Origin of the sequence: Peptoniphilus sp. oral taxon 836 str. F0141 (genome assembly GCF_000179335.1) — a bacterium.
Classification (GTDB): domain Bacteria; phylum Bacillota; class Clostridia; order Tissierellales; family Peptoniphilaceae; genus Peptoniphilus_A; species Peptoniphilus_A lacrimalis.
Window position 1 is genome coordinate 18,240 of record NZ_AEAA01000100.1, and the last position, 23,640, is coordinate 41,879.

The following is a 23,640-nucleotide window of genomic DNA, read 5'->3' on the forward strand; positions in this document are numbered from 1 at the left end:
TCCTTATACTTTCATATTAAATTAAAAACTTATGCTGCTTTTTCAAATAAATTTCCATTTTTATAAATATCTTTTCCCTTACAGCATGGGCAAGCCTTACATTCTTCTGGTGTTTTATGATGGCAACCACATCCACAGTTGTAAATATCTTTTTTTGGTTCAACTTTTGGTTCTTCTTTTTGGGGAGTTGTTGTATCTTCTACTTTTGTACCATCTGCTTTTTCAAATAAATTTCCATTTTTATAAATGTCTTTTCCCTTACAGCACGGGCAAGCTTTACATTCTTCTAGTGTTTTATGATGACAACTACATCCGCAATTGTAAACATCTCCATCATTATTTACAGATTCATGCATCATTGATGAATTTGAATCTTTCATTTTCTTACCACAAGAACAAGAGTGTCCTGAAGAAGATTTTGCTGAATCATTAGACGTATTATTTTTATGACCACAGCATGGGCAATTATTAAATTCGTCCATTGTATTATGCTTACATCCACAACTTGGATTGTCACATTTTAATGGTACATTTTCGGCAACTTTTTTTGTAAGTAATTCTACAGTTTTTGTTTTTTCATCGTATTTAATATCAACGCCAACAAGTTTTGAAACTTCTCTTATTTGTAAATAATTGTAACCGTCTATCTTAGCACTAGCTATTTTTTGAGACTTTCCATTTACTATTACTTCAGTTGTTGATAGTATTGCTTTGTTTTTATCCTTTTCTATATCTTTTAAATCATCAGCTACTTTTGTATAACTTTCGTTATTTTTAATAACGACAACTTTTTTATTCGCATCATAGCTTAGGCTAAATTTATTTGTAGTAGCATTTAAAATAGCCGCAAAATCACGTAATTTAATATAGTTTTTATTACTAATTAAATATGCTGGCAAGTTGACTTCTTTACCGTCTAAAACTACCTTTTGTGATGATTTAATTGCATCACTCTTATTCTCTGCCGCAAAAACTGGCAAAACTGTTGATAAAATTAATGTAATTAATAATAAATAATTTATTATCTTTTTCATTAGTTCCTCCTAAATTTTGAATAAATAAATTTTTCACATAAAAATATATGAAATTTGTTTTGCAAATAGTATTATATTCTCATATAAGCAATTAATCAACTTTTTTTGATAATAATTATTAAAATCTTTTTGAATACTCATTAAAATTATTTAATAAGATAAGAACTATAAGATATTCATAATAAAATAAAAAAACGGCACGAAAGTTTTAAACTATCACGCCGTTTTTTATAGATTAACCTCTATTTAGAACTAAAAAGTTCAATTTATAAGAGATATTTTTACTTATTTTCTTTTAAGAATTCATCAAGATGTTGAAGTACTAAATGTCCTATGTCATCTTGAGCGTCAATTGTAGAACCACCGATGTGTGGTGACATATAAACTCTATCTAATTCAAATAATTTTGAAGATATTGGAACATCTTGAGTATCAAGTCCACCAGTTCCTAATTCATCAGCAAGTGTATCTAGGTTTGCTCCACCTAGTTTACCATTCTTAATGTATTCATAAAGAGCATCTTCATCAATAACTCCACCACGAGCTGCGTTAATAAGAATAGTACCATCTCTCATTCCTTCCATTTGTTTAGAAGAAATCATATTTTTAGTTTCTTTTGTTAGAGGAAGGTGAAGAGTGATCACATCAGAATTTTTTAAAACTTCATCAAGACTAACTAATTTAACATAATCATATGGATTATTTTTAGGATCGAAATATGGGTCATATGCTAAAACGTCCATTTTGAATACGTGAGCAATTTCTGCTACTCTTCTACCGATAGAACCATATCCTAAAATACCCATAGTCTTGTTTCTAAGTTCTCTACCAATCCATCTATACTTGTTCCAAATACCGCTTTTAACTTCGTTATTTGCTTGAACAGTATTTCTGTAAAGGTCAAGTGCTTTTGAGAAAACAAGTTCTGCTACAGCGTTTGAATTTTGTCCAGGTGAATTCATAACTGGAATATTTCTCTTCTTGCATTCTTCTAGGTCAATATGGTTAGTTCCTACTGAACCTACAAGAATAAGTTTTAAGTTTTTAGCTGCATCTAATATGTCTTTGTCTATAAATGGATCTACTCTCATAATAAGTACGTCTACATCAGGAATTAATTTAATTAATTCATCTTTTTTTGGAAGCATTACTTTTTTAAATTCAATGCCTCTTTCTTTTAAACCTTTATCAATTTCTTCTGACATTTGGTCAATTATTAATGCCTTCATTGAAATCCTCCTTGTTTGTATTTCCTAAGTACTATTGTAGAGGAAAAATTTATGTTTTTCAAGGCATTAAGCCGACTATTTAAATAAAGAACTAAATGCAACAAAAATTATTATGTTAATTTTTTTTTCTAACTTTTTATCATTAAAATTTACTTTATGTAATTCCTCTTAGTGGAATTTATAAAATTCTTTTGACTATTTTTGTGAGCAAAGTTATGATAAAATCATTATGGTGATAAAAATGAATATTTGGGAAAATATAGACAAAAAAACTTATGATGAGATTTTTTCATATTCAGAAAATTATAAAAATTTTTTGAACAAAGGAAAAACAGAACGTGAAGTCTGTGCTTTTATGGAAAAAGCAGCAAGAGAAAAAGGATTCAAAAGCTTAGAAGAGTATAAAGATGGACTTAAAAGAGGAGATAAAATTCTTTTCAACAACAAAAGTAAATCTCTTGTTCTTTTAGTTTTAGGCGAAAATTTAGAAGATGGTTTGCACATAGTAGGTTCTCATATCGACTCTCCAAGACTTGATATCAAACAAAGACCAATATATGAAGATACAGGCATCTGTTACTTAAAAACACATTATTATGGTGGAATAAAAAAATATCAATGGCCAACAATTGAGCTTGCCCTTCACGGATTTTTTATTGATAAAAATGGGCAAAAACATAATATAGTAATTGGTGAAGATGAAAATGACCCCGTCTTTTATATAAACGACCTTCTTCCCCATTTGGCTAAGGATCAAATGAAAAAAACTGCAGACCAAGTAATTACTGGTGAAGCTTTAAATGTAGTTATAGGTCACAGCAAATTTGGTGTAAAAGATGAAAAGGATGGTCTAAAAAATAATCTTTTAAAAATATTAAAAGAAAAATATAATTTTGATGAAGAAGATTTCAAGGTAGCAGAATTTGAAGTCACTCCAGCTGCAAAGGCTCGTGATGTAGGTTTGGATAGGTCTATGATTTGTGGTCATGGTCAAGATGATAGAATTTGCTCTTACGCAAATTTTAGAGCTATATTGGATGTAGAAAATCCTAAAAAAACTGCAGTAGCTCTTCTTGTTGATAAGGAAGAAATTGGCTCTGTTGGTAATACTGCCATGTCATCTGCCTATTTTGAAATATTCCTTGGAGAAATTCTTGAAAAAATGAATAACTATTCCGACCTAAAGCTTAAAAAAGCTCTCTACAATTCTAAAGTTCTTTCCGCTGATGTTGCTGCAGGTTTAAATCCTGATTATAAAGATGTTCACGATGAAAAAAATGCTCCAATCTTAGGACATGGTATTTGCATGGTTAAATTTACTGGAGTTAGAGGAAAAGGCGGCTCAAATGATGCTAATGCTGAATTTTTATATGAAATAAAAGAACTTTTCAATAGAGAAAATATAATATGGCAAACTGGAGAATTAGGAAAAGTTGATCAAGGCGGTGGAGGAACCATAGCTTATATACTTGCAGAACACGGAGCAGAAGTTGTTGATATGGGACCAGCCGTTTTATCAATGCACGCTCCTATTGAATTGTCATCCAAAGCAGATGCTTATATGACCTACAAGGCATATAAGGCTTTTATGAAATAATTTATAATTAGTATTAAAAAAGTCTAATCAGAAAATTATCTGACTAGACTTTTTTAATGTTGTATCTATTTTTTTCCAGGATAAAACTTAGGGTTATAAAAGTATTCATTTTTAAGTTCCACTGCTTCATTAGACATCAAGATAATTCCTATCATATTAGGAATAACTACAAAAGCTAACATTAAATCAAGAAGTGAATATAATTGTTCCAAATTTAGTAACAAGCCTAAAATTATAAATCCTATATAAATACATCTCATAATGATTGAAAACTTATGACCTAATAGGAATTCTGCTTGTTTTTCTCCAAAGAATATTATTACAATGATTGTTGATAAAACAAACATCAATAGTGCTATTGAAACAAATCCTCCTCCAATTGTTTTTCCTAAAACAGTTTGAAAAGCATATGCTGGCATAGTCGCTGCCATTTGTGGGCTTACTTTAGTCCATGCCCCTGATACAAGAACTACAAGGGCAGTAACAGTACAAACTATCATAGTATTTGAAAATATTTCAAAGACAGCCCAGATTCCTTGTTGTGCTGGAATTTCCACAGAAGCTGAGGAGTGTGCCGTTGTAGCTGTACCCATGCCAGCTTCATTAGAATAACATCCTCTTGCTATACCGTTTCTTATTCCTTCAGATAAACTTGCTCCCGCAAATCCACCAAGAGCAGCTGTTGGTGTAAAAGCATTTTTAAATATTGACAGAAAAGCTCCTGGTATTTCTCTAAAATTATAAAAAATAACTATGAGTCCGCCTATTATATATAACATTGCCATTAAAGGAACAAGTTTTTCAGTAAAAGATGCAATTTTTTTAATACCACCAAATATAACTAGACAAACAACTACTAGCAAAGCGGCTAATGAAATGTATTTATTTAATCCTAAATTCTCACAATTTTGTATAAAAGTTAGAGTTTGAGTTGAAATTGAAGGCGCAATTTCTATCATGAGCATGAAGGCAAAAATTGTAGCCAAAATTGGTATGGGAGAGCTTTTCAAATAATACATGGCACCGCCAACATATTCTCCATCTACACCTTTTTTCCTATATTTAATACCTAGAACAATTTCTGTAAACTTTGTAGCACATCCTACCAAAGCTGTGACCCACATCCAAAAAATTGAACCAGGACCTCCCAAGGCTATGGCAACTGGAACACCAACTATTGAAGAACCTCCTATACTTGATGCTAAAGCTGTAGTGGCTGCTTGAAAAGCAGAAACTGTACCTTCTCCTTCAGATTTTTTAAACATTGAACCAAAAGTATGTTTTAAAATATGTGGTAAATAACGAAATTGAAAAAATCCTAAACGGAACGTTAAAAATAAACCTCCACCTACAAGAATTATTAACAGCGGCAGACCCCAAAGCCACTCTGAAATTTTTACTAACGTATCTATAATGTTCATAATACCTCCAATACTAATTACAATTCCAAGTTTTTTTAACTTGTAAATAATCTTTCATAAGATTTTCTATTATATCTTTTAAACTTTCTATTTTATTTAGATAATAAATTCCTTGACCACAAAGAATAGAACCCATATCTATATCTCCATCCACTGCACGTTTAGTAGATCCAGTTGCAAGTTTAAAAAATTCATCCATATCTTTTGAGCCTATTTCAATTTCATTTAATCTTTTTGCAAGTTCATTTTTAATTACTCTTACTGGAGCTTTTGTTGTAATTCCTGTAACAATAGTATCTGAATCTTTGCCTTCAATTAAGGCTTTTTTGTAGGCTTCATCAATAGGGGTTTCTTCAGCAACTAATAATCTTGAACCTATTTGAACTCCGCTTGCTCCTAAAACCTCGGCGGCAAACATATGCTTTCCATTATAAACCCCACCTGCACAAATAACGGGAATATTTACAGAATCAACAATAGCTGGTAGTTCCGGAAAAGTATTTAAAGAACCAATATGCCCACCAGCCTCAGCACCTTCAAAAATTACTGCACTAGCTCCTAGAGCCTCAACACTCTTTGCCATTTTTATATTTGCAATAATAGGAATAACTCTAATCCCTGCATCTATCCATTTTTTCATATAAGGCTTAGGATTTCCTGCACCAACAGTAATGATATCAACTTTTTCTTCAATCACAACTTCTGCAAGTTTATCGATATCTTTATTTAAAATAACTACATTGACACCAAAGGCTTTGTCGGTAAGTGTTCTTATTTTTTTTATTCCACTTCTCACTTGCTCAGCAGTAAATCCTCCCGATGCAATTTGCCCTAAAGCTCCTAGTTCAGAAACTTTTGCCGCAAATTCGGCAGTTGATATATGTGCCATGCCTCCCTGAATAATTGGATATTTTATATTTAAAATATTATTAATATTCATAATTCACCTCTTTATTAGTATATAACAAATATATATTAATATCAAAAAAATAGAAATGCCAAAAGGCATTTCTACTCTTTTCTATTCTTGTAAAGGCTAAGGGTAAATTTAGTACCAAGTCCCATCTTAGATGATACTTCTACATCTCCATCAATTGATGACAAAACGTGTTTTACAATGGATAAGCCTAAACCTGTTCCTCCAATTTTTTTTGATCGAGATTTATCAACCCTATAAAATCTTTCAAAAATTCTTTCTAAGTCATCGCTAGAGATTCCTATTCCTGAATCCACCACTTCCACAATAACTTTATCATTATCTTCTTTAATTAGTATATCTAAATTTCCATTATCTTTATTATATTTTATTCCATTATTGACTAAGTTCGAAAATAATTCCCACATCATTGTCTTATTTTCATAAACTATTCCTTGACCCACAAGTTTAGTCTTGATATTTCTTTTTTCTATTTCAATTTTTTGAGTGTTAAAAATTTCTTCAATAAGTTCTCTTAAATTAATATTTTCTCTTACAAAAGTAGCTTCCTTTTCAAGACCCGATATTTTCATAATATCTTCAACTAAATTTAATAGCCTTTTTGAATCCCTATAAATCAACTGGTAAAATTCCTTCTTAGTTTCATCTGAATCGACCATATTATTAGCCAGAAGTTCAGAAAAACCACAGATTGAGGTTAGAGGAGTTTTTAATTCGTGACTTACGTTTGATGAAAATTCATCTCTTAATCGTAAAGCTCTTATAGATTCAGTTTCATCAATAAAAAGTAAAATAACACCCCTAACATTTGTTGCTTCAAAAACTGGATTGACATAAGATTTATATTCCCTTGTGCCAATTTTAATAATCTCTTCTGAATTTTTACCAGATAGAGCTTCTTCTACAAATTTTAAAATTGAATCATCTCTAATTAAATTTAAAATATTCTTTCCAATAATATTATTTGAACTATTAAAAAGATTTAAAGCCGATTTATTAACTGATAAAAGCCGCCTATTTTCATCTATAATAACTAATGATTCCTTCATATTTGATAAAATAGTTTCAATTGTGTCTTTCTCCCTTTTAATTTGCCTAAGATTTTTTTCAATCAGTTCATTTTGACTATTAATCTTCATTATAAAGGGGCTAATTTCGGGAAATTCGTCAATATTAAAATCGGTCAAACTGCCTTTAACATTAATAAGGGGTTCGAGTGTCTTTCTAGTAAAGTGGCTTGCCACTAAAATTCCCATTAAAAAAATTGCAAAAGATATAGTTAATAGCAAAGGTAAAATTTTTAAAAAAGCCCCCATTATGCTATCAACTTCCTTTGACAATCTTAAAACTTGGTCATTATTTAATAAAAATGAAACATAGTATGAATCTGTTGAAAGAGTTGTAGAAAATCTTTTACTTTGAGCAAATCCAAATTTTTTTGCATTTTGAAATTCCGGTCTATCTTTATGGGTTGGCAAAAATTTAGGGTTTTCATAAGTATCAAAAAGTACTTGTCCATTTTTATCTATTAGGCTTATTCTGAAACTTTTTGTATTTTTTGATAATTCTTCTAAATATGAAAGTTTATCTTCCTCTCTATCTGCACCTATTTTTAAAATATGGCACATTTTGAACAAATTTTCCTGTTCCACCTTGCTATAATTATTGTAATAAACAAATAAGGAAGAAATTGTTGATAGAAATAAAACTAAAAAACTTATGAGAACTAAATATTTTAATACACGTCTTTTCATGTTTATTCCTTACTTGAAAGCATATATCCGACACCTCTTATTGTCTTAATATACTTTCTCTTATCTCCTAATTTATCTCTTAAAAGCTTGATATGCATATCAACAGTCCTAGTTTCACCTTCATAGTCATAACCCCAGATATAAGTTAAAAGTTTTTCTCTTGAAATAACTATATCCTTATTTAATATTAGATATTTCAGAAGCTCATATTCTTTAAAAGTAAAATTTACAACTTTTTCATCAATAGTTACCAATCTTTTTAAATTATCTATAACTATACCATTGAATTTAATAAATTTTTCATTTGAATTTGTAGTATTGGCACGTCTTTCTATAGCACCAACTCTTGATAAAAGCTCCATTACAGAAAAAGGTTTTTTAATATAATCATCAGCGCCTAAATCCAAGGCTGAAATAATATCATATTCACCTGTCTTGGCTGTTATCATCATAACCCAAATTCCGGCGGTCATTGGATTTGCCTTTAACCTCTTTAAAATTTCAATACCGTCAATATCCGGTAGCATAATATCTAAAAGAACCAAACTCGGCAACTTAAGACTCAACTGATTAAAGAAATCTTTGCCGTTTTCAAAGCAACTTACCTCATACCCCTTGCTCTTTAAAGAATATTCAATTAACTTTAAGATAGAAGTATCATCTTCTACAACATAAACAATCATCTAATCATCCTTCTATTGAAAATATTACCCAATCAGCTATATTAACTGCGTGATCAGCTATTCTTTCAAGATATTTAGCTATCATAATAAAATCTATGGCAGCTGCCGGATCAAATCCGTTCCTAATTTCGTCAACCAGTTGATCTCTTATACTTACAAAAAAGTTATCAACTATGTCATCTTCACGATCAATTTTTTTAGCAACTTCAAGATCACCGTTTACAAAAGAGTTTATTGAATTATTTACAATATCAATAGTTGCTGTTGCCATTTTATAAATTATCGGAAACTTTTCATCATAACCATCCGGTAAAATCATACAAATTTCTGCAATATCTCTTGCATTATCCCCAATTCTTTCCATATCGGTTATCATCTTTAGAGCTGAAGAAACTCTTCTTAAATCTCCGGCAGCCGGTTGCTGTTCTACAAAAAGTTTCAGACAATGTTTTTGAATTATGCTTTCATAAATATCTATTCTCTCTTCATAATTATAAACTTCTTGTGCAACTTTTTCATCTTTTTCCTTAAATAAAGAGATGGACTTTTTAATTGCATTTTCAATTAACATTGACATTTCCAACAAAAGATTGTTCAGTTTATCTAAATCCTTGTCAAATCTTTCTCTCATATCAACCAAACCTCCCTGTTATATACTTCTCTGTTTTTTCATTCTTTGGATTTTGGAAAATATCCAAAGTCGACCCTTGTTCAACAATTACCCCATTTAAGAAAAAAGCTGTTTTGTCTGAAATTCTTGAAGCTTGTTGCATATTGTGAGTTACAATTACAATAGTATAATTTTCTTTTAAATCTTGAGCTAAATCTTCAATCTTTCCGGTTGAAACCGGGTCTAAAGCTGAAGTAGGCTCATCCATTAAAATTACTTCCGGATTAACTGCAATGGCTCTGGCAATGCATAGCCTTTGTTGTTGACCTCCGGATAAGGAAAGTGCACTTTTCTTTAAATCTGCTTTGACCTCGTCCCAAATAGCTGCTTGTTTTAATGAAGATTCTACAATTTCATCAAGCTTAGCCTTATTCTTAACACCATGAGTTTTTGGACCATAGGCTATATTTTCATAAATTGACATTGGGAAGGGATTGGGTTGTTGAAAAACCATACCGACTCTTTTACGAAGATTATTTACATCATAATTCTTTGCATAAATATTTTGACCGTCTAAGGTAACTTTCCCTTCTATTTTACAACCGACAACTAAGTCATTCATCCTGTTCAAACATTTTAGAAGAGTTGATTTACCACAACCGGACGGACCGATAAAAGCAAGAATTTCATTTTCTCTCACATCTAAATTTACACTGTGAAGGGCTTGAAAATCTCCATAAAAAAGATCTAAATCCTCCACCTTTATTTTTTCTTCCATTATTTAACCTCCATTAATTTACTTGCAAGTTTAGAAGAAATTGAATTAATAATTAAAACTAAAACTAACAAAACCATCCCTGTGGCATATGCTTCGCCTACATATAAGCCTTCAGATGAAAGCATATACATATGGAGGGCAAGAGTTCTTGAAGAAGCGCTTAAACTTCTGGGCATTGCGGTTGAAGTTCCTAATGTAAACATCAGTGCTGCCGTTTCGCCAATTACACGCCCAACAGAAAGAATAATACCTGATAAAATTCCAGGTATGGCTATGGGCAAAACTACCACAAATATTGTACGAAGTTTTCCTGCACCCAAAGCATAAGAACCTTGTCTGATGCTGGGATGTATAGATTTCAACGCTTCTTCTGTTGCTCTGATAATTATAGGCAAAATCATAATTGCAACAGTAAAGGCACCTGAATATATTGAGTATCCAAATTTTAACAGCATACCGAAAAATAACATTCCAAACAAACCATAAATAATTGACGGAATACCCGAAAGAGTTTCTGTTGCAAGTCTAATAGTTTGAACAAGTTTTGATTCTACATCAGTATATTCTACAAGATAAATGGCTGTAAAAATGCCTATTGGACTGGCTATAAGAATTGCCATTAACACCGTAATTACTGTTGTCACAATAGCAGGACCCATAGATACATTTTTTGTAGTGTAATGTAGCGAAAGCATTGAAAGTTTAAAGGAGAAAAGTCCTTTAACAATTACAAATACAACAATAAGCATTAGCATACCAAAGGTAAAAATTATTGAAAATCTTGAGAAAATTTTGTAATAAGATATTTTACCAAAAATATGCAAAGCTAAAGCAAGACCCACTAATGCTAAGATAAATCCCAATAAATATATCATCTCTTTTCACCTCTTTTTTTCATATAGAAGAATCCTATATTTATACATAAAATGAAAATAAATAATACGGCAGATGTTGCTATTAAAGCTTCTCTATGGGTACCTGAAGCATAGCCCATTTCCATTACTATATTAGTAGTCATTGTTCTAATTCCCTTTAATAAATTAAATGTTACTCTTGTTTGATTACCCGCAACAAGAATTACTGCCATTGTTTCTCCTATTGCCCTGCCCACTCCTAAAATTACTCCGGCAAAAATACCGCTTCTGGCTGCCGGAATCATAACTCTTGTTAAGGTTTCATCATGAGTTGCTCCTAATGAAAGTGAACCTTCATAATAGGATTTAGGAACAGTTCTAAGTGATGCCTCGGACATGGATATTATTGTAGGAAGTACCATTATCATTAAAAGAATTGATGCAGAAAGCATATTCATACCATCTCCGCCAAAAATAGCTCTGTTAATAGGTACAATAATATTAAGAGCAAAAAACCCGTATACTATTGACGGAATACCTGCCATTAAATTTAAACCCGGTTTTAAAAATTTATATATTCTTTTTGGACAGTCAAATGCCAAATAAGATGAAGCCATTATAGAAAGTGGAACAGCGCATATACAAGATACTGTTGTTATTACTAAAGAGCCTATAACTGTAGAAAGAATACCATAAGATGCAGGCTTATTTAGTGGTGTCCACTTAGAATTAAAAATAAAATCTTTTACTCCTATTTTTGCAATGAAGCTTATGGAATCTTTAAATATAAATATACAAATTAATAGTAAAAAGAAAATTGACAATATAGAACAAAGTAGGAAGAAATACTTAAATACTTCTTCCTTTGAAAATAACTTTGTTTGGTTTTTACTTTGGACTGCTTTCTTAGTTTGATCCATATATTTCATTCCAATCTTTGACCAAAAAACTATCTTATTTTACTTCTGACCATTGTGTCATTGATCCTGTAAAAATATCTTTTAATGATGCTAGAGATACATCTTCAGCAGGATTTTGTTTATTAACTATTACAGCTATACCATCTCTTGCTATTACATCAACCTTAACTTTTGGAGCTTCTTCATCTTTTAGTTCTCTTGAAGCCATACCGATTTGAGCTGTTCCGTCAATAGCTGATTGAATACCAGCAGATGAACCTGTTGCTTGAATGTCAGCTTCAAATTTAGGATTAAGTTCTTTATAAGCTTCAACTAATTTTTCCATAAGGGGAGTAACAGAAGTTGAACCTGCAATTGTTATATGGGCATCATTGTCAATAGCTGTATATGTCTTTCCACTAACTTCAGGTATATATTTTTCAGCTTCAACAATTTTTTGTCCTTCATCAGATTCGATAAATTTTAAAAGATCAAGGGCTTTTTCATCAGCACCTTCTTGATAGCAGATATTAAAAGGTCTTGCAATTTTATATTCACCTGATTTAACATTTTCAGGAGTTGCTTCAACACCTTCTACTTTAAGAGCCTTAACTGTATCGTTAAGAGAACCTAGAGAAATATAGCCAATAGATGCAGGGTCATTTGAAACTGTTGTAATTACTGCATCGGTTGAATTTTGAACGGCTGCTTCTTCAGTTGTATTATCAACTTCTTGTCCGTCTTTCTTTTCAAGAACACCTGTGATTTCTGTAAAAGCACCCCTAGTACCGGAACCAGCTTCTCTTGAAATAACATTAATCTTACTTAAATCAGCAGAAGCTGTTTCAGTCTTATTTCCTTCTGTAGAAGTATTTGCTGATTTGTTATTTGCGCTGTCTTTACTTGCTCCACAAGCAGCTAAAGTTGTGGCAAGTCCTATAACTATAGCTAATTTACCTAATTTTTTTAAATTCATTTTTCTCATCCTTTCAAAAATAATAGAAATTTATTTCACTTTGAATTATATTAGCCCAATGTAAATAAGAAAGATAAGTTATGTAAAATATATGTAAAATAATTTACAATTATAGGATTTTTGTAAAATTTTTAACATGCTAAAAATTTATAAGAAAAATCTAAGAAAGAATTATCACATTAACCAATTTTTAATCTGTTTTTTATGAATTTGTAACACTTTATACAAATTTTTTTCATAGGCTTAATATATAATAATATAAAATAATAAATTTGGAGGTTAGTATGAAACTAAATAAAAAAAGAGTATTATCTTTTTCCCTTGCTCTACTTTTAAGCGTAGGTCCAATGACTTCAAACCTATTTGCTCAAAGTTCTGATCAAAATACAAAAAAAGAAGAAATAAATGATGTAAAAATAGCTGATAAGAAAGTAACTGAAAAAGCTGACATCAAACAAGTTAAAAATGCATTAAATGCTTTAAAAGATGCAGAAAACAAGCTAAAAGTTACAAATATTTCTAAATTAAAGGCTGAAATTTTAAAAGATAAAGAAGTTAGAGCAAATAAATATTTCAACAAAGCTACTCAAAAAGATAAGGCAAATTATGAAAATGCTCTTGCCGCTGCAAAATCTATTTCTACAGATGAAAAAGCAAGCGAAGAACAAATTGCAAATGCCATTTTCGGTCTTGAAGATGCACAAAAATCTTTGTCAAATGACTACGCAGGTTTGATTTTAAGAAGAATAAGCTATGAAAACGAGCTAAGAAATTCAAAATCATATAAAAATGCTGACAAAAAATTATCTTCTAACTGGGAAAGTGCTCTAGCTGCCACTAAATCTGTGGCTAAAGACAAAATAGCAAGTAAAAGTCAAAGACAAAATGCTTATTATGACCTTTTAGAAGCTGAAGAAAAAATTAATGTGAGAGATATTTTTGACTTAAAGGAAATGATAAAAGAAGAAAACAAAATAAGAAATTCCAATGAATATAAAAATGTAGACAAAAAATTATCTTCTAACTGGGAAAATGCTCTTGCTGCTGCTAAGGCTACAGTTGATGATTATGAAATCTAAAAAATAAAATAATTCAATGAATAATTTTATGTATCAACCTAAGTATATTAAATCTTAAGGTTGATACATTTTTTTATATGTAAAGTGACAAAAACTTAAGAAAATTATCCAAACTTCAAACAGTTAAATTTATTTACTAAAATTTTACAATACTATATAATGAAAAATACAGATTAATTTGTGAGGTGATATTTTGAAAAAACAATATTGTTCCTTTTCCTTTTTTTTATATTTTTTGTTATATATTATTTTAAATTCAATATTTTACATAGGAACTCTTGTCAATACCAGCACGAAAATAAGCTTTTTCCCAATTTTTCTAACTATTATCTTTACAAGTATCATTGATTTATCAATTTTAAATTTATTCCCTTATAAAATTTATAAATCTTTTATTATACTTGCTCAGACCCTATTAAAAATATGCTTATCAATTTATTTTAAAGAATTTGGAAGCTTTTATATTTTAGAAAGAGTTGGTTTAGCAAAAGAAGCTAGATCAATAGTACCAGTTATCATAAACGACTTGAATATATTTATGGGACTTATGATAATACTTGCAATAATTATTATAATAACTATAAGCTTTTCAAAAAATAAAAATTTTTTCTCTATAAAAAATTTTTCCATCTGTGTGCTTTCTCTTATAATTATTCTCTTTACCCCCTTATTTTTTATTAAGGGAGTATTTGGCACAGAAATTTATGCAACTAATATCTTGGGACCCATTAATAAAAAAATGGAGAAAAAAGAATTTAAAAAGATAGCAAAAAATATAGATATAAAATCCTACTACAAAAATAGACAAATTAAATCTAACGAATTTACAGGACTTGCTAGAGGAAAAAATATAATATTCATTCAATGTGAATCCCTACAAAATACTTTTTTAAACAAAACATATAATGGAGAAGAAATTACACCATTTTTAAATAGGCTCACAAAAGCAAAAGGCACTATTTACTTCAATGATTATTTTGAACTTTTAGGTTTTGGGAACACATCAGATGCAGAATTTGTATCAATGTCTTCAGTTTATCCAACTCTATTAGGTCAAGCCTATAGTGTCTACTTCGGAAAAAAATCTTATGCACTTCCTAAAATTGCAAAAGAACATGGATACGAAACTGTTGCTATGCACGCAAATACAGGCAAATTTTATGATAGGCAAAAAGTGTATCCCAATTTTAATTTCACTCATATTTATCTTGGAGAAAATTATGAGCAAAAGGACAAAATAATAATGGGGCTTTCAGATAAAAGCTTTTTCAACCAATCTATAGGTCCTTTATCAGATATTGATAAGACTGGAAAAAACTTTTTTGCACTTATGGTAACTCTTACTACGCATACCCCCTTCAATCTTCCCAAGGAATTAAGACAAATAAAAAAAGAAGCTGGGGATAAGACAGAATATGTTTATAACTATGTAAATTGTGCAAGATATACAGATAATGCAATAGAAGAATTTTTCCAAAAACTTGATGATAATGGAATTTTAGATAAAACTATGGTCGTAATCTATGGAGATCACCATGCAATGACAATGAATAATAAAGAAAGTGTAGCGTCTTTAGAAAGATGGCTAGAAAGAAAAGTTGATTATGATACAATGATGAATATTCCTCTTATAATTCATATTCCAAACTATAAAGAAAATCTTATCAGAGATAACATTGGTTCCCAATTGGATCTCTACCCAACTGTATTAAACCTGATGGGATGGGATATGAGTAAAATTCCAACATTTGGTATTGACTTATTAGGAAATTCAGAAGATGTAAATAATAATGCTGTATTTCCTCAGACCTATCTTTTAAAAGGTTCATTTATTACACACGATAAGCTTTTTGAATATTCTCGTGATGGAGTTTTTGAAAATTCCAGACTGATAGATAGAAAAACAAGAAAAATTTTGCCCACTAAAGATGCCAAAAAAATGTCAACTAAGGCTACTGTCACCTTAGATTATTCAACAGAACTTATGGAAAAAGATGCCTTAAATGAACTATTAAACAATAAGTAGATCATAAAAAATTAAATACTTTTAGAGAATGTAAGGTTTTTATTATAAAAATCAAAGTTTTGAAATTAATTAAAATAAGCTTTATAAATATTTATAAAGCTTATTTTAATTCTTCTAAATTCCTATTTTCATCAATATTTACACGTCTTAATTTTTTTAAAGATTCAGGCAAATTTTTTACTATGGTATTTTCCCCTTCATCAGAGGTCAGGCTGATTTTATAACCTTCTTCTTCCAAAGCAAGTTCACTGAGCTTATCATAATCCCCTTCAGGGTATGCAAAAACAATGGGGTCTTTTGTAGAAAATTCCCTATAAATTTTTTTAAATTTTCGACTGTCTTCTTTAAAGTCTTGTAAATAACTATCTTCACTTTCTCCTTTAAGAATTTTTGCCGTTTGTCTAAAGCATATATTATTTTCACGCAAAGATTGGTGCATCCAAAAACTGTGAGAGCCGAATTCAATAATATCTGACATTTCTTTTGCTTCTTTTATGGTGAAATGTGGTATTATTTTTCTGTCAGTTCCAGGATATTTATCCATTCCCATAGTTTTTCCTATTGGAAAAATAGTAGCTTTAAGGGGCTCTTAATTAGGGATTTATTTCCTTAAAATTTAATCGGCATGAAGGTATTAACCTTTGTGCCGATTTTTATATGTCAATTTTCCCTATAAAATTCCAATAAATCCAAATGGTTTGTTTCTTTAAATTTGTACCTGGAACTTTTTCTGATTGTTCTACATAAATCTTATCTACAAAAGTTCTAATTATTTCTGGATCAAGTTCCTTTATATCCGTATACTTTCTTACAAGTTTTAGGAATGATTCCACATTAAGTTCTTCTTCCTGCGATTTTGAAATAGTTTCTTCAAGTTCAGCTATTCTTTTTTGAAGTGAAATTTCTTCTTCATCATAAGCTTTAGCCATTTTTTCAAATCTTTGGTCAGATATTTTGCCTTCCAAGTTATCTTCATAGAGGTTTTGAACGATAGAGTCGAGTTTTACAATTCTATTTTTAGAATCTTCTAATTCCTTTTTCTGACTTCTTAATACCTGATTTAACTCGCTGGTTTTCTTCTTCAAAACTAAATCTACAAATTCTTCCTCATGGTCTTTTGCAAAGGCTGTAACTTTCCTAATTTCCCTCAGAAGAATTTCTTCAACTTGAATGTTCTTTATCTGGTGTGAAGTACATTTGCCTTTTTGCTTTCTATAGGATGCACAAACGAAGTATTCTTTATCATGAGACCAGCCTTTACCTCTCACTTGATACAATTTTGCTCCACAGTCTGCACAGTAGAGCATACCAGATAGGGCAGGCATTTCTCCTAAGCTGTTACGAACTCGTCTTGTTTTTCTTATCCTTTTTACAATATCAAAGGTTTCTTCATCAATAATCGGCTCATGAACATTATCAAATATTGCCCATTCAGACCTTGGATTGTCTACACTTTTCTTAGTCTTGTATGATTTTCTCTTTGTTCTAAAGTTTATGACCTTTCCTAGATATTCATCTCTATCTAAAATAGTAGATATTGTAGCAGGATTCCAATTACATTCCTCTTCTGGAGTGTCAACAGGGAAATTGAGTCCTATAGACTTAAAATGTTCAGCAGGAGTTGGAATTTTTCTACTCTTTAGTTCACTTGCAATTTGACTTGGACCATATCCTTTAATACAAAGATTAAAAATTAGTTTTACAGTTTCAGCTGCAACTTCATCAACTATCCACTTATTTTTGTCTTCCTTATCCTTTAAATAACCATAAGGAGGATTAGTTGTCAGTGGTTTCCCACTTTGACCTTTAGCCTTAAAAACAGCCTTTATTTTTTTGCTTGTGTCCTTAGCATAGAACTCGTTGAAGATATTAATAAAAGGTGTAAGGTCATTTTCTACTTGGTTATTTGAATCCACACCATTATTAATGGCAATGAATCGTATATCATTATCTGGGAATAAGACTTCTGTATAAAATCCTACCTTTAGATAATCCCTGCCAAGTCTACTCATATCTTTTACAATAATATTTTCAACTTTTCCATCCTCAATTAAACCATTTAGTTTATTCCAAGAGGGTCTATCAAAGTTCGTTCCTGAATAACCATCATCTACAAAGAACTCTAGGTTTTTAAATCCCATATCCAGAGCATATTTTTCTAATATGTCCTTTTGATTTCTTATGGAGTTACTTTCGCCTTGAAGTTCATCATCTCTTGAAAGCCTACAGTATAATGCTGTAATCTTTTCATTATCTGAAAAGTAAGAAGACTGTCTATTTAATTGTTCCATATTTTCCTCCTTTAGGACAGCCTTCAAGTGGCAATTACATATTCCCGTACTTTTCAGACTATATCAAGTTAATTAAGCCGATAAATTAGATCTATTCAAAGTATCCACATTGTTTAATATGAGCTTTCTGATGATTTGAGCCACACTCTTTTTTGCATTTTCACTTTCCATTGAATGAATTGTAAAGATTGTGCCAGATACTTCAATATTCTCCGACTTTTTAATCTCATTCTTTTTAGTTTCTACCATAGGCATTATCCTTCAATGGCTAAAGTAAGGACTGAATCCTTATCCATTAGCTTGGCGTCTAAATATTCTCTCATGATGAAGCCTTGGTGTTGTTTAAGAATAAACATCTCGGACAATCTTTTTATTGTTGGATTTTGTCTTTCAACAATCCAGTAGTTTGAAAAGTCTCCAAAGGCGATAGGTTTTAAACCTGTATCAATGTCTGGCATAAAGTTTGAGATTAGAATTTCTTTTCCCATGAAAGTGCCATCATATTGATTCCACAAGAAGTTACCTTGACCATCTTTTAAGCTTTGAAGATAAAGAGCAGTTTTATCATTCATTATCCATTTTGCATTTTCCCTGTACTCACTATCCAAAGAGAAGAATAGTTTTTTCAAGTCATCAAGCTTTAGTTCTTTTGTAGCTGATAGGCTTTTAATATCTTCGTCTACTAGAAATCCTAATGGTTCTCCATTACCAGATCCAGTGATAAAAGCTTTATCTTCTGCCTTGGCAAAATTACGAGCAAAGGTATCTAAGATTATTTTTTCAATCTTAGTTTGAGGACTATTTAGAAAATCTTCGTGGATTGTGATTAATTTAGATAATGTGTTGTATTCTAAATTCACATCCACATCTTTCATTTCTAAGGCATCTGCAAATAGGTCATGTTCTCCTGCTTTTGTCCACGTTGCCATAGACTTACTTGGGAAAGTTACAATAGAAGATGAATCTACATCGTTTTTTAAAACTGTAGCTTCTTTTCTAACTACGCTCTTTTCTGCAAGTGTTTCTCTAAAGTATTCTGTGCTTTCTGCATCCATAAAAGGTGAGCCATCTTGGATAAGACCAAGAGCCTTAATATCTGAATAAGATGATTCATCCTTGTTTCTTAAATAGTTCCATAGATTAGTTTTATAGGAATTAGCTGACAATATTTCGTTTCTTTTTGATTTTTCTTTAATTAACATAAATTTCTCCTTTATATTTTTATATTATCCAGGGTATTAAATACATTTTTAATACCCCCTTTGAACCCGTCTTTTTGTGCGTAAGAGGGCGGCACCGTTGATAGGAAAAAGTCTCCTAGAGATTAGGACGCCCCCTGGGTCACAAATTATTTTTTACTCTCAATATATTCTTCGGCTTCTTTTAAAGAAGGGAAAAACATATTTTTAAATCTTCCATCAATTACAAGATAAGACTTGTCTCCTTTAGCCAGGATGATTTTATCCTTATCTTTATTAATTACATTTAGAACTTCATACTTAGTGTTATTTAAGTCCACAGCTGTGAGTTTATCTTTTTCAAAAATATCTCCAATAATCATTTTTGCTCCTTTCAAATTTTATGGGGCAGTGTGGCAGGTGAAAACTAAACTTCCCAAAGAGAATAGAAGTTTTAAGTCCTATATATTTACCTGCCACATTGCCACTTTTATTTATAGGTTAAAATTATTTTGCTTTAGAAAGTCTACAATACTTTCTGTTCCCTTGAATGGAATAACTGTGTCTTGATTATCCAGTGTGTAGTTATAAATTTTTTCTTTGACAACTTTTACAGGTGTATTGTCTGTCTTATGAAGAATGATCGTATCTCGTAGCTTAAAGGCATTCTCCAATAAGTCTTCAGTGACTTTCTCATTGTTTCTGTAAAGGCACATATCCTTACAATATTCAGTCAAGTCTTTTAAGTCATTCAGCTTGATTTCGCTTTCATCTTTTTTGATGACATACCTATAATCTTTTTCTCTTTTTAACTCTGTGGATATTCCCTTTGGGGAAGTCACGACAATCTTATTTTTTAAAGTAAACTTTCTTTCTAAATCTTCTTTTGTAATCATTTATATTCCTCCTAATTTTTTAACTTTGCTTAAACTTCTAATTACACACAATCATAAGCACCACCTCCTTAAATGAGGGCAGGTGTGGCAGGTAAAAAAGTATTATCTATATAGATACAAGATTTCTAAATTAAAATTTTCATCTGCCACATTGCCACAGACTTTATAGAAATTCTGAAATTAACCTATAGCCTATTAGGACTGTGGTCTTGTGTTTTCCATCTTTAGGTCTTTTTCTTTTGATGGTTGCTTTGGATTCTAAAGACTGTTTAAAGGTCTTCATGCTTTCAAGATAGTAGCCATTTTCTAAAGACCAAGACCTATATCTTTCGTAAACTTCAGAAGTTCTAACTTCATAATCCTTTCCTTCTTCTAAGCAATCTTCCATAAAGATAGCTATCTTATCTGATTCCTTTTGATATTTTAATGTTGCATCTTTTACTGAATCAGGAATTGTTAGTCCTTCTTTTTGTAAAAGTTTGTAGCCTTCAATAAGCCAGTTAAGGATTGCAGACTTTACTTCTTCTTTTGCAAATTCTGTCTTTAATGTTTTGTCCTGTTCCTCTTCGGTAAAGTGCTTGTCGAAGGGAATGATGAGCATTCTTCCACTGGTAAATACAGTCACATCATTAACTATGGGTAGGTAGTTGGTATTGATGTAGATTTTAAATTGAGGTTTAAAGTCAAAGGAGTTCTCATGTAGAAACCTTGCATTAATAGTGTCATTACCAGTAAGACTTTTAACTTGTGCAACATTTAAGGGTAGTCCCTTGCCTGGTTCTGGAATATTTACAAAGCGTACTCCTGCAAGTCTTGCTATCTCTTCACTAGGTCCAGAGCTATTTACTTTGTTTTTTAGAGCCAGGGTCTCAGGTCTTGATGCACAGGCATAAGTTCCAAGAACTTTTAATATGGATTCACAAAGAGTTCCTTTGCCATTTCTTGTGGTCATTCCATAAAGAATTGCCATGCACTCATGCCTTGTATCTCCTGTAAGCCCATAACCTAATATCTTTTGTAGGAACTTAGCTTTTTCTTTATCTCCACTCATAATTTCATCAATGTATCTATTCCACCTTTCATTTAATGAGTTAGGATCATAGATAACATCAGCCATTTTGCTTAAATAGTCAGAACTTCTGTGTTCGTAAAATTCCATTGTTCTTAGATTTAAAGTCCCATTGGTACAGTTTAGAAGGTATGGATCTTTATCGAAGTCAGATACATTTAATGGATGATGAACCTCTGCATCTTTTAATACACTGACCCTATAACCTCTTGCTTGCCATCTGTTGGAGAATTTGACATAAGCCTTTCTTTTATGTTCGTCCTCAATATCAAGGGCAAGGATATGAAGGAGGTTTGCAAGATTCATGCATAATTTCATAGCTTTTAAACTTCCAGTATCAGCTATCCAGATTCCTTCTTCGTAGAAATACCAGGCTTTCCTTTCAGGTACATAGCGAAGAGAATCCTTATAAAAGTCTGCGAAAATTTTTCCTGCACCTATATCTGTCCATGAATACTTTGAAGATAGGGGAAGTCCCATTTCTTTCAACTTTTCAATAGATAGGTCAAACTCGATGCTTGGGTCTATTTTTAAAATAGGTTTGTAGACTTCTTTTAAAGAGGAGATTGCTTTTTCAATGGTTATTCCTCCATAAGTTTTTCCTCCTCGATTTTCATCCCACTTATCCCTAAAAAGTTCTGATTGTCTAAAGAGCCTATCTATCTGATCGACATCTCCACCTGCATAAAAAGCGAGAATTGAAGTTAAGGCTAGATCTGCTTCACTTGAAGAAGGATAGGCTTTAATGTTTCCAGCCCATAAATTTAAAAACTTCTCGTTATTCTTTGCATTAGATGCCTTTTCAATAACTTCCTCATCACTTAAATAGCTTTTAAAAATTTTTTTAGTAGTATTACTTTGTTTTTCTCTTTTCAGATATTTTTCTAAAAGCCATAGAAGCCCTTCAGGTTCTTCTACGATCTCACCTTCTTGATAAACATGACCTGTCACAGTTACAAAGCGATTAGTAAATCCAGATACATAGACTTCAACTTCTTTAGTTTTCATCTTGTAGATGTCATTGTTGTAAGTTATTGAGTTTGGTAGAAAAGTAAAGATTCTAAGCCCCTTGCCACTTGGACTAAATTCAATGTATGACTGTGGAAAATGGCTAACTATTTCCTTTGCAAAATCATTTAAATCTCCATTAATTACACAGTCATCAACATCAATAGCTACGAGTTTTCCATCGACTCTTATTCCAAGCCCATCATAGGAACTAAGTTTTTCAGATGCTTTATCAAAGGATGTAAAAGTCTTTGGATCATTAACTGATGCATAGCCGTTTGTAGTTGGATTAAAAGGTATCTTTGTCTCCCTATTATTTCTTGTTTCATATTTCCATAAGCACCAGCTTGCATTTTCTTTTAGATATTCTGGTATATTTTCTAAATTCACATATCTACTCCTTTCATATTTTTTGAAGAAGAAATATCCTCTCATATTCCTTAGGACAGTTAGAAGAATTTTGAGTAATATTTTTATCCTCTACCTGTATAAGTAAAGTTAGGATTTGATTTTCCGGTTATTTTGAAAAATATTTCCTTACCTTAAATAACAGGCAAAGAAATTCAGCACTTTTTAAACCTGTAAGAAAAATTCTCCCTCTACTAGCCCTAGGACATTTTTGATGGTTTTGTTAGGTTTTATTTTTCCTCTCATATCACAGGCGAAGAAAAGCATGGTTTTTTAAACCTATCCTAAAATTTTTCTCTCCTAATAGACTCAGGACATTTTTGATACTTTTGATTAATGTAAATTTCTTCCTCTACTATCCCTAAGACAAATCAGGCTACTTTGAGTAGGTAACTTTAAAATTTTTCTTAAAGATTTAAAGACAAGTAAAATATCTTTGAGTAAGAAATACTTCCCTTCACTAGCCCTAAGACATTTTTGATAGTTTTGTTAGGTTTTATTTTTCCTCTCATATCACAGGCGAAGAAAAACATAATTTTTTAAACCTGTGCTAAAAAATTTCTTCTCTTAATAGACTCAGGACATTTTTAAAGGTTTTGAGTAATTATTTCTTCATCTATCTGTATAAGTAGGAATTAGGATGAATTTTCCGGTTATTAAAAAATACTTCTCCCTTCACTAGCCCTAAGACAAAAATGGTGGTTTTGATTAGTTGTTTAGAAGATTTAATTCTTTGAATTAAAAAAAGACGGAAATAAATCCGTCTTAATAGATTGTAAATATTATTAATATTTGACGATATATAGTTTTCAATACACCTGATTGCTGGTATTCAATATCAAATATGATATAATTAATCTATCAGTTAAAATTTTTCAGAATTTGACAAAATTGTTATTAGAATAATATTGAA

21 protein-coding genes are annotated in these 23,640 nt (G+C 30.9%); 3 read left to right on the forward strand and 18 right to left on the reverse strand.

The features are described from left to right. Positions 1-29 precede the first annotated feature (29 nt). Both HMPREF9131_RS04835 and HMPREF9131_RS04840 read right to left on the reverse strand, forming a co-directional pair. Positions 30-1,034, reverse strand: coding sequence for a stalk domain-containing protein (locus tag HMPREF9131_RS04835; RefSeq protein ID WP_009345771.1), 1,005 nt, complete (start codon positions 1,032-1,034; stop codon positions 30-32). 281 nt (positions 1,035-1,315) lie between these two features. Then, positions 1,316-2,263: a D-2-hydroxyacid dehydrogenase gene (locus HMPREF9131_RS04840; RefSeq protein WP_009345787.1), complete on the reverse strand. Its 948-nt coding sequence runs from the start codon at positions 2,261-2,263 to the stop codon at positions 1,316-1,318. 241 nt (positions 2,264-2,504) lie between these two features. Here HMPREF9131_RS04840 and HMPREF9131_RS04845 point away from each other — a divergent pair, with 241 nt between their 5' ends. Further along, the gene (locus HMPREF9131_RS04845) at positions 2,505-3,860 is read left to right on the forward strand and encodes an aminopeptidase (protein WP_009345735.1); all 1,356 of its coding nucleotides are present in this window, start codon (positions 2,505-2,507) and stop codon (positions 3,858-3,860) included. A 65-nt stretch (positions 3,861-3,925) separates the two neighbouring features. Here the strand turns inward: HMPREF9131_RS04845 and HMPREF9131_RS04850 are convergent, their stop codons facing one another. The 9 genes from HMPREF9131_RS04850 to HMPREF9131_RS04890 form a co-directional block, all read right to left on the reverse strand. Next, on the reverse strand, positions 3,926-5,281 hold the full coding sequence (locus tag HMPREF9131_RS04850; RefSeq protein ID WP_009345803.1) for a sodium:alanine symporter family protein: 1,356 nt from the start codon (positions 5,279-5,281) through the stop codon (positions 3,926-3,928). Between the two features lie 13 nt (positions 5,282-5,294). Next, complete coding sequence (locus tag HMPREF9131_RS04855) at positions 5,295-6,221, reverse strand: nitronate monooxygenase (protein WP_009345749.1); 927 nt, start codon at positions 6,219-6,221, stop codon at positions 5,295-5,297. A gap of 71 nt (positions 6,222-6,292) precedes the next feature. Then, positions 6,293-7,972: a cell wall metabolism sensor histidine kinase WalK gene (locus HMPREF9131_RS04860; protein ID WP_009345751.1), complete on the reverse strand. Its 1,680-nt coding sequence runs from the start codon at positions 7,970-7,972 to the stop codon at positions 6,293-6,295. A 2-nt stretch (positions 7,973-7,974) separates the two neighbouring features. Then, complete coding sequence (locus tag HMPREF9131_RS04865; RefSeq protein WP_004826166.1) at positions 7,975-8,655, reverse strand: response regulator transcription factor; 681 nt, start codon at positions 8,653-8,655, stop codon at positions 7,975-7,977. Between the two features lie 4 nt (positions 8,656-8,659). After that, a complete protein-coding gene (phoU, locus tag HMPREF9131_RS04870) occupies positions 8,660-9,286 on the reverse strand; it encodes a phosphate signaling complex protein PhoU (protein WP_009345788.1) in 627 nt (208 codons plus the stop codon). Between the two features lies 1 nt (position 9,287). Then, complete coding sequence (pstB, locus tag HMPREF9131_RS04875) at positions 9,288-10,043, reverse strand: phosphate ABC transporter ATP-binding protein PstB (protein ID WP_009345736.1); 756 nt, start codon at positions 10,041-10,043, stop codon at positions 9,288-9,290. Continuing rightward, positions 10,043-10,918 carry a phosphate ABC transporter permease PstA gene (gene pstA, locus HMPREF9131_RS04880; RefSeq protein WP_009345762.1) on the reverse strand — a complete coding sequence of 292 codons (876 nt, stop codon included), beginning with the start codon at positions 10,916-10,918 and terminating at the stop codon, positions 10,043-10,045. Before pstA ends, pstB begins: the two co-directional genes overlap by 1 nt. Then, the gene (gene pstC / locus HMPREF9131_RS04885; protein ID WP_009345783.1) at positions 10,915-11,826 is read right to left on the reverse strand and encodes a phosphate ABC transporter permease subunit PstC; all 912 of its coding nucleotides are present in this window, start codon (positions 11,824-11,826) and stop codon (positions 10,915-10,917) included. Before pstC ends, pstA begins: the two co-directional genes overlap by 4 nt. 25 nt (positions 11,827-11,851) lie before the next feature. Next, complete coding sequence (locus HMPREF9131_RS04890) at positions 11,852-12,772, reverse strand: substrate-binding domain-containing protein (protein WP_009345792.1); 921 nt, start codon at positions 12,770-12,772, stop codon at positions 11,852-11,854. Between the two features lie 284 nt (positions 12,773-13,056). Here HMPREF9131_RS04890 and HMPREF9131_RS04895 point away from each other — a divergent pair, with 284 nt between their 5' ends. Beyond that, positions 13,057-13,851 (forward strand): FIVAR domain-containing protein, encoded by a 795-nt coding sequence (locus HMPREF9131_RS04895; RefSeq protein ID WP_009345722.1) that lies wholly within the window; start codon positions 13,057-13,059, stop codon positions 13,849-13,851. Between the two features lie 193 nt (positions 13,852-14,044). Further along, positions 14,045-15,877, forward strand: coding sequence for an LTA synthase family protein (locus HMPREF9131_RS04900; RefSeq protein WP_009345790.1), 1,833 nt, complete (start codon positions 14,045-14,047; stop codon positions 15,875-15,877). Between the two features lie 100 nt (positions 15,878-15,977). On the opposite strand, the gene HMPREF9131_RS04905 is transcribed toward HMPREF9131_RS04900, so the two are convergent. The 7 genes from HMPREF9131_RS04905 to HMPREF9131_RS04935 form a co-directional block, all read right to left on the reverse strand. After that, positions 15,978-16,448 carry a hypothetical protein gene (locus tag HMPREF9131_RS04905; protein WP_255348611.1) on the reverse strand — a complete coding sequence of 157 codons (471 nt, stop codon included), beginning with the start codon at positions 16,446-16,448 and terminating at the stop codon, positions 15,978-15,980. Positions 16,449-16,530: 82 nt separating this feature from the next. Continuing rightward, complete coding sequence (locus HMPREF9131_RS04910; protein WP_009345730.1) at positions 16,531-18,168, reverse strand: recombinase family protein; 1,638 nt, start codon at positions 18,166-18,168, stop codon at positions 16,531-16,533. A 72-nt stretch (positions 18,169-18,240) separates the two neighbouring features. After that, positions 18,241-18,417, reverse strand: a complete 177-nt coding sequence (locus HMPREF9131_RS04915) for a hypothetical protein (RefSeq protein WP_009345793.1) — start codon at positions 18,415-18,417, stop codon at positions 18,241-18,243. 5 nt (positions 18,418-18,422) lie between these two features. Continuing rightward, positions 18,423-19,370 (reverse strand): phage major capsid protein, encoded by a 948-nt coding sequence (locus HMPREF9131_RS04920; RefSeq protein WP_009345734.1) that lies wholly within the window; start codon positions 19,368-19,370, stop codon positions 18,423-18,425. A gap of 146 nt (positions 19,371-19,516) precedes the next feature. Next, positions 19,517-19,729 (reverse strand): hypothetical protein, encoded by a 213-nt coding sequence (locus HMPREF9131_RS04925; protein WP_009345752.1) that lies wholly within the window; start codon positions 19,727-19,729, stop codon positions 19,517-19,519. 111 nt (positions 19,730-19,840) lie between these two features. Then, positions 19,841-20,242 carry a hypothetical protein gene (locus HMPREF9131_RS04930; protein WP_009345738.1) on the reverse strand — a complete coding sequence of 134 codons (402 nt, stop codon included), beginning with the start codon at positions 20,240-20,242 and terminating at the stop codon, positions 19,841-19,843. 163 nt (positions 20,243-20,405) lie between these two features. Continuing rightward, on the reverse strand, positions 20,406-22,709 hold the full coding sequence (locus HMPREF9131_RS04935) for a phage/plasmid primase, P4 family (protein WP_009345748.1): 2,304 nt from the start codon (positions 22,707-22,709) through the stop codon (positions 20,406-20,408). Positions 22,710-23,640 lie beyond the last annotated feature (931 nt).